The organism is Lutibacter sp. (genome assembly GCF_046055765.1).
Taxonomy (GTDB): domain Bacteria; phylum Bacteroidota; class Bacteroidia; order Flavobacteriales; family Flavobacteriaceae; genus Lutibacter.
The window spans coordinates 1-9010 of record NZ_JASFZF010000135.1 but is presented as its reverse complement, the minus strand read 5'-3'; the positions used below and the strand labels follow the sequence as shown (position 1 = coordinate 9010).

Below are 9010 nucleotides of genomic sequence, written 5' to 3'. Positions count from 1 at the left end.
GGGGTTTAGAAAACATAGATTACTCATTATAATTGGGTTATGCAATAATAGCGCATTTTTTTAAAAAATACTATTATATTAAAATTCAATAAACAAATAGCCTATTTTTATGAATAATCTGCTGATTAAATTAGGTTTATAACCTGATTATAGATTGTTAATTACAACTCTTTTCGATATATTTCCTATTTCAGTAATTGCTTGGATGATATAAACTCCCTTTTTTACATTAACAGATAAGCAAAATTGCTCTTGGTTTAAATTTGTACTCCAAACTTGAGTTACTTGCCCTAATTTATTATATAAAACAAGGTTATTTACCTTTATAAATTCTTTATTTCTAATAGTTAACGTATTGCTCCCATTTACAATATACATTTTAAATTGATGCTTTAATGCTTCATTTTTAATAGTCTCATTTATTTCATTCACAGAAGAATCTTCTCCTTCACCTTCATTAATAATATCTAGATCCAACCCTAAATCATCTTCATCAATACTACTTTGTGTACTTACAAAAACTAAAGCATATCTATTATGATACTCACCTGCTGCTAATGTAATTTGATAATCTACTTCCTGAATGTCATAAATTATATTTAACTCTTTATCTTTTAAACAGACCTTAAATCCTTCAATTGGGTTTTCTATTGCATCTATCCCTATAGTTATATCACCTCCATTTGATGTGATAATACCTAAATTAAATTCTTTATCAATGGTTATATAATTTGTTGCCTGAATTACATATTTAGTATTGTTAATAATCCAATACATATCGTCATTTAATACTTGATATAATTGTGCGTCATATCCCCAATCAACACCGTCTGTTGCGTTTTCATCTATTGTTAATAATAATTGGCGATGATCTATTTGAGGAGCATTAAAACCAATTCTGAATTTTGGACGTACATCATCTGTATCAAGATTTTGGAATATTGATTTTTCTACTTTAGTAATCGTAGAATTTATATTTAAAGAGAATACTGTTACCGAAAAACAACAGACTAAAATTAGTAAGCTAAGTGATTTTTTCATAACATGGGGTTGTAAGATATTTGTTAGAAAAACTAGATTAAAAAATATATTTTTTTAATTTTTGTTCATTTACTCTTTTTTTATTTAAGGTTATTTTATCTTTTATCATACTACATAAATTTATAGCATTTTTTTTGATAAATCCAACAAAAAAACAAATTTTTCACCATTTGTTGATAAAAACATACCATTTATTTGTATTTAATAGCGTTTACATCTAAAAACAGACTATTTATTTATGTTTATTTTATCACGTATTTGTAAAAACGTACTATTTAAGACATAAAAAAACACTAAAAATGCTGATTTTAGTGTTTTTAATAAAAAATTTAGTGATTTATGTTAAATTAATTGATTAGGATTTTTTGAGAAATAGTACCATTAATTGTCTCTAATTGAACAATATAAACACCTGAGATTTTCTTTAATGGAATTGAAAATTCTCTTTCATTAAAGTTTTCAGAAAAAGTTGCTACAATTTGGCCTAAGTAATTAAATATTAAAATACGATGTATCTCTGTATCTACAATTCTTTTTACATGTAATTCTGAAGTTTTATTATTCATGTAAACGAAAATACCATCGTCTAAAGTTACTTCTTTTAATGTTTTTATACGTGGTTGAAATACTAAAGTGAATCTATCTAAATATTCACCTTGTGCTAAGTTTACTTCAAAGGGATATTTCTTTATATTATACGTTTCTCCTGTCAAATTATCTTTAATATATATTGAAGTATTTTCATTAATGTTCTCTAAAGTATCTATTTTAATACTTATTTTTCCTTCACTTTCAATTTTAATACCTATTGGAAATTCTTGATCTTTATTAAAATTTGTTACCGCTTGAATTACAAATTTAGCTTCATCAACAACCCAAAACATGTCTTCATTTCCAATATCAGCAATTGGGGCATCATAACCCATATCAAACTTATTAGAGGCGTTTTGATCAGTTCCAATTAATAATTGACGGTGGTAACCCGTTGGTGAGTCAAAAATTAATCTAATTTTTGACCTAGAATCAGTATTAGTTTTAGGAATTTTATTACTATTCTTTGAGCTTGTTTTGAAAAATACAGATCCATTTCCAGCATTAGATCCTTCAACTTTAAATATTCGTTGGCTATTTTTAAACACAATATTACCACCATCAATAGTAGCTGTGGTGCCTGATAAACTAGAAGGAAGATATGCATTTACAAAAAATCCTTGACCCACAGGAATGTATCTTTCTGGAACTTTTCCTCCCGTGCTTAAATCATCATTAATTCTACTATCGTTTGAGATTGCTTGCGTACCTCCCATTAAAGTATAAGTTGCATAACCCCCAACATAATCTTTTAAATTATGTGAGTTCTCTTCACCAAAATGATGCCAAAAATACAAAGCTCCATTAAAAACATTAGCTATATTTCTCCCAACTTTACTATTGATAGTCTCTTTAATATTATCCTTAATAAACTCATCAGCATCAATAGCTGAAGCATACGGATTCCCAATTAATCTATCATTACCAACTGCTATAGGCAATGTAATATCTCCATTGTTTGGCTTTCCTTTAAATACATAATTTTGATTAGTTATTATAGGAAGGTTTCCTGAAGATCCTTTCATTGTATAACCTTCACCTGCTTTTAATGGCGTGTTTTCATCAATTGAAGTCCACGAATTATAATCGTTACTTGTTCCATTAAACGTATAAAACCAATAAGAGCTAAGTACTATTGGAGATGTAACACCCGTATCTGCTGCTGTATAAGAAGCTTGAAAGTTAATAACTCCTGGATTTAAGTCATCAGTTCCGTCTTCTAAAATTCCTGAAAGTGCATAATTTGCATTATTACTTCCTGCACCAGTTCCAATAGCCCCAACCGAAGATGCCCAATAATTATAATTAAAACTGTTGGCTGTACCTTGTTGATCTCGTTCTATATAACCTCCACTATCTTCGTCTAAATCACTTCCTTCTGTTTGAATTAATTGAGATTCTCCATCAAAATCTATAAAACCATTTACTAAAAGGTAATGTGATACCGTTAATGAATTATCAGCATTTATAGATAATTCATTTGAGTTGTTTTTCAACCCTAAAACAGTAATATTTCTAGTAGTATTTACATTGTTATTAGTTTCAACAATATTCCAATCTACAACTGTTCCATTTAAAGTAGTATTTGGTAAATATTGAACTGTATTATTTAACCAAGTTGCTGCTGTATCCCAATTTCCGTTCGCGGTAGATTCATAAGGTAATGGTGCTGTTTGATTTTCAACTAATTGTTTATCTTTAGTTAAGTACTTTATACGTACCCAATTTTTATTGTTTGAATTATCTTCTATAGTGGTTCCATAAAATGAATTCATATCGTAATAGGCTTGTAAAGTACTCCAAGCTCTTGAGCTTATGTCATTTTTTGTAATGCTTTGTGGTAGTATCTCTCCATCTACATTTGTGCTAAATTCTTCAATTTCCTGATTCATTATATAACGAATCTCCGTTATTGTTAAAGCTGCATTCCATAATCTAACTTCATCTATTGCACCATCAAAAGAACTAACAGTTGTTTTATTAGTATATAAAGCCCCTATTGTAAATTTATTTGTTGAGCTAGTTGGATTTGCTAATGAGCTTACCGTAATATCTAAAATTCCATCAATATATAAAGTTGCTGTTCCACCGCTATAGGTTAATGCTACATGATGCCAATTTGAATCAATAGTATTTGTTGAGGTTACTTTTGTAGCTCCGTTCCAATCTATTTCAACTTGATTACTTCCGTTTATTTTAAAATTATAACCATTTCCTTTTGAAATAAAGCTACCTCCATTTGAATTGTTTTTTACCCAAGCTGATACTGTAAAATTAGTTGTTAGCTCTAAATTATTATCTCCCAATAAAAATTCTCCAGTTGTAAAATCTACACGTCGTTTTTCTACAACTCTAGTAGCTTTAGCAATTGTAAAATATTTTGTCCCGTCAAAATCATACCATGCTTCTGAATTAGTTCCGTTTGTTGTTAACGGAACTACATCTATTATATCTGATGGATTAAAGTTTGAATTGTCCGATACAACTAACATATATTCTTCATTTGCAGCTAACGGAATATTACTAGTTAAATCTGAAGTAACAATAGAAATTACAACTTCAGGTACATCATTTTGAGTTTCTAAAATTTTCCATTTTCTTGAAACTGGTGTAAATGTTGTTGTAGAATTACTTAAATTTATACTTTGAGCTACTTCAGCACTGGTGTTAAAGTTACCACTATTTCTTCCCCAAACTAAAAAATCTAAATTTGTTGAAAAACTATTTAAGTTCGCATTATTTGTATTCGTAACTTCACCTAATCCAATAGCTACTATACTTCCTGAGTTTACACTTTTAGATTGTTTTTGATTTAATTCAGAGTCATCATCTTGTCCAATTCCAGCAATATCATAATTAAATCCAGTATTTACTAAAACATCCCAAATAACATTTCCAGCAGAATCTACATAATCCTGACTTGCGCCGTTTATACCTAATGTAATTCCATATTTAATGGCCAAATAACCCTCTATTTTATTTCGTTCTGTTGCATCATCTTGTCGTGAAGAATAGGTAATAATTTCAGCAATTCTAGCATCAGTACTTGCTTCCCAACCTTCACTTCTTCCAATCCAATAACGAGAATTATTTATATTAGAAAAATCTGCTATGTCATTTTGATTTGTTCCAATATTATTAGCATTATAGTATAATTCTTGTTGAGAAACTGCTACATTATTTCTAGCATTTAGTATTCCAACATTACTATAAGTATTACCTGTACCAATTTCAGCAACTCCATAACCATCTCCAGAACTTGTGGTACCAACAGCATAACACAAAATTTCTGAAGAAAACCTTGCAGTATAAGCTCCTAATCCAATACCTGTTGCATCAGTTTGATCAGATGTAATATCTTCATCCCCACAAAAAATATCCATACTTCCAAATGTAGAATTTACAGTTACATCTGGAATAAGTACTACAAAAATATCTTGAGTGTATAAACCACCAACTCCTTCTAAAAACTGTGTACTTGTATCATCAAAAGAGAAGTCATCATCTACAGCAACCGGATTATAACTATTATCAAAATCAACTACGGGATTAAAATTTACATTATAAGAAACATTATCTCTATATGTAGGTTCTTGCCCTGCTGTATTTACAGTAGCATTTGAACCTCTTCCTTGATCTGACCATAAAGAAATACTTTGACCATCGGAATATGCCAATCCATCATTTGCCTTTAACCACAATTTTAAATCAGACGTAATTCCTCCGGGTCCTGCTGTTAATGGTGTAACTCCAGTTCCTTCAATTGTGAAATTATATGGATCTTCATTACTATCATCATTATCAATTGAAATAATAGTTGTTACTGTTGAAATTACTATTGGTGAAAAACGTATTATAAAAGTTAGTGAGTTTCCTCCAATTATTGAATTGGAGGAAGGTTGTGTTAGAACGGTAAAAGCAGCATTTCCACTTATAGCAACTATTGGTGCTCCTGTTAAATTTAATGTTGTACTTGAGTTCCCTAAATTTTTAATAGTAAATGTATGATCTACTGCTGAACTTACATTAACTGAACCAAAATTTGTATCATCTGTTGTGGTTGGTGTTGTGTCTCCATCATTAATAGCATTTCCTAAACCTGTGATGTCCATTTCTTGAACATTATTTAAAAACCCCGTTACTTTTACATTATCAAAAGCAATATCCCCTCTCCAACTTCCAGCTCTTGTAGCTATAACTCTTAACTGAATTGAATTTCCTTGATAGGCTGTTAAATCAATTGTTGCAGTTATCCAACTACTTTGTGAAGAATTTTGACTTCCTATTTTAGAAAAAATATTTGTAGTCCAACCACCTCCATTAACATTTATTTCAACATCTAAAGTACCAACATCTGAACTAAAATTACTACTATACATATGGTAATCAAATGTTAATGTTGGACTTGTATAAGAAGTTAAATCAATTGTTGGACTTGTAATTATTGTTACATCGCCTGTTGCTCTTGGGCTAGACATTTCTGCGTATAAATACCAACTATTTAAAGAAGCTAAATTTGGTCCGGTTCCACTAGAAGGGGTTCCTCCTGATTGTATAGTCCAATCAAAATCATCGGATGAACTTTGTGTCCAACCATCAAGACTCGATTCAAAATCAGCAGTATGAATTACCGTTTGAGAATAAGTTACAGCTGAAAAAAATAAAAAAATAAAAAAATAAAGTATTAATTTTTTCATAACATAGGGGTTTAATGTTATTTTAAAATTCAATTAGGTTATTGAACCTATTTAAAAGTTTGTTTTAATTTAATAACTTCTTAACAAATGTTTTTATATAAAAAAGTAGTTGGAATTGGGATTGGCGTAGTTTTCGAATCATAATATTAGGGGTTTTTGAATTAACTAAATTATTAAAAAATTAATTAACTTCCTAATTATCAGACATAAAATTAAATATTTACTAGAAATGATATTGATAAATTTCTTCCAGATGCACTAATTGCAGATGCAAATTCTTTATAATGAGCATCCAACATATTATCAATATTTAAAAATACAGTAACACTATTATTAACCCTATAATTTGAATTGAAACTAAAAGTATTCCAACTAGGGCTACCATAATAAGTGTTAGTTAAGCTATTAAATGGTGTTTGCTCTTCATTATCAATTCCTTCAATTAAATTGTAATCTTTAATACTTTTTTTAGCATTAAATTTCCAATTGAATCCAGCTTGAAAACGTTGGTTATGATAACTAATGGCTAAATTACCAAACAATGGAGGGATAGATGATAAAGGTAATTTGGTATCATACGCTTTACCTTTTGTATAAGTAATTGAGCCATTAGTAGTCCAATTTGAATTTATATTACCTTTAAAACTAAATGTACTTCCTACAATATAAGCATTCCCTTTATTCACATTAGCCATTACATTCCCTTCTTCACCGTTATATACAATTGTTGAAGAATTATTAATTTCAAAAAAATCACGTGTAATATAGTTATCTAAAAGTGTGTAATATAAAGTTAAACCTGTGTGAAATTTTCTATTATTATAATACCTTAAAACACTTGTTTCAAAACTATAAGCATATTCTGGTTTTAAATAAATATTTGGCACGGTTACATTCCCTGATTTTTCTCTTACTTTTCCAACATCATCAATATTTGGTGATCTAAATCCCGATGAAATTATACTATTTAACTGCCAATTAACAGTTGGTTTATACACATAACCAATTGTAGCTGTTATTGCTGAATTATTTGATGAAATATCAAAATCTGGTAATGTTATAAAAGTATCTTCAATCCACGTTGCATTTAGCTGTGTATTTACAAAACGAATTCCTGTGTTTAGTGTTGATTTTTTGCTAATATTTTGTCTGTAATTTACGTAAGAAGCAATACTTGTATATGAACTCCCACCATCAGGATAACGTGATTGTTCAATAAATTTATCGCTTAAATCAATTATTGAATTTCCTTCAATAGTTAAAGTTTTGCCAAACGCATTTGAAGCTACTTCATTATAAGTTACTTCAAAACCATACGACATAATTCTATCTTTAGTATTGGTTAGTGGAACAAAAAAATCGCCATTTAAACTGTAAACATCAACATTTTCAAAAGCATAATAACGATCTAAGCTAGAAAACTTTCTATTAATTCTAGATTCCTTAATGTTTTGAAAAGCAGCCGTTAAAGTTCCTTTTTGAAGCCATTTTTTATTTGGTTCTATTTTTAATTGAGTCGATAATAACAATCTTTTTTGCGGCCCATAATACCATTCGGCATATTTTAATTCATCTCCACTATAAGTAGCTAATTTATCAAACCTATTAATATTTGATGAAGTTGAATATTGAAAATTAAAAAGTATATTACTTTTATTTGAAAGCGGGATGGCTATTTTTTGTAAAATATCTGTTTGATTATATCCTGTATTTTTTTGGATATTTTCATCTTTGTTTTCTGTTGGGTTTTGACTGTAAAAAGTATTGGTATTTGTTGAATAGTCAAAAACCTTTCCCCAATCATTAAAACCATGAGTTCTATTTTTTCCCATTTTTAAATCGCCAAATTTACTATGTGAAATACTCGTATAAGAAGCCCATTTTTTAAATCTTAGCTCAATATTTCCTTCTGTAGTAATTTCATTATTAGCCGAACTATAACGAGAATAAAGTGATGTATTTACTTTGTTTATATTACTAGTTTTAGGTGTTTTTGTATAATAATGAATTACACCTCCAAGAGCGTCAGAACCATAAATTACGGATGATGGTCCAAAAATAACTTCTGTTCTTTCAATTATATTCGGTGAAACTGTTATGGAGTTTTGTAAATGTCCTTTTCTATATATTGCATTATTCATTCGAACTCCATCAACAACTAATAAAACACGGTTAGCTTCCATTCCTCTCAAAACTGGGCTTCCTCCACCAAACTGTGTTTTTTGTACTTTAACACCTGGCATATTTGCTAACAAATCTGCTGAAGTTTGTGGTGCTAATTTAGTTATCTCTTCTTTTGAAATTATATCTATTTGTTCTGCAATTCTACTTCTACTTTCTTTTCCTTTTGAAGCTGATAAAACTATCTCATCCAACTGTTCAGCATTTTTGTTTAAATGCACCACAAAATTAATTTTAGTTAATTCCTTTTTCAAAATTTCATACTCAATATATGATAAATGATTGAAGGAAATTATATCAAAATTTTTAAATGTTGATAGGTCTGCAATACCTTTTTTATTTGTATAAACGATACAATTATTAGCATCATTATAGATGGTTACATTTTCAATCGGAAAATTTGTTCCTCTTTCTACTACTTTTATTTGTTGAGCCTTCACAGAAAGTGTCATAAAAAAAAGAAAAACAATACCTAAAACCTTCATAACTAACTAAATATA

The 9010-nt window shown here is 29.0% G+C and carries 3 protein-coding genes; all 3 read right to left on the bottom strand.

Going from position 1 to position 9010, the window contains the following annotated elements:
* Window positions 1–147 precede the first annotated feature (147 nt).
* The 3 genes from QM495_RS12525 to QM495_RS12515 all read right to left on the bottom strand — a co-directional run bounded on the left by QM495_RS12525 (window position 148) and on the right by QM495_RS12515 (window position 8995).
* Complete coding sequence (locus QM495_RS12525; RefSeq protein WP_408672455.1) at window positions 148–1041, bottom strand: hypothetical protein; 894 nt, start codon at window positions 1039–1041, stop codon at window positions 148–150.
* Window positions 1042–1388: 347 nt separating this feature from the next.
* Window positions 1389–6329 carry a LamG-like jellyroll fold domain-containing protein gene (locus tag QM495_RS12520; RefSeq protein WP_408672454.1) on the bottom strand — a complete coding sequence of 1647 codons (4941 nt, stop codon included), beginning with the start codon at window positions 6327–6329 and terminating at the stop codon, window positions 1389–1391.
* Window positions 6330–6541: 212 nt separating this feature from the next.
* On the bottom strand, window positions 6542–8995 hold the full coding sequence (locus tag QM495_RS12515) for a TonB-dependent receptor plug domain-containing protein (protein ID WP_408672453.1): 2454 nt from the start codon (window positions 8993–8995) through the stop codon (window positions 6542–6544).
* Between the last annotated feature and the right edge of the window lie 15 nt (window positions 8996–9010).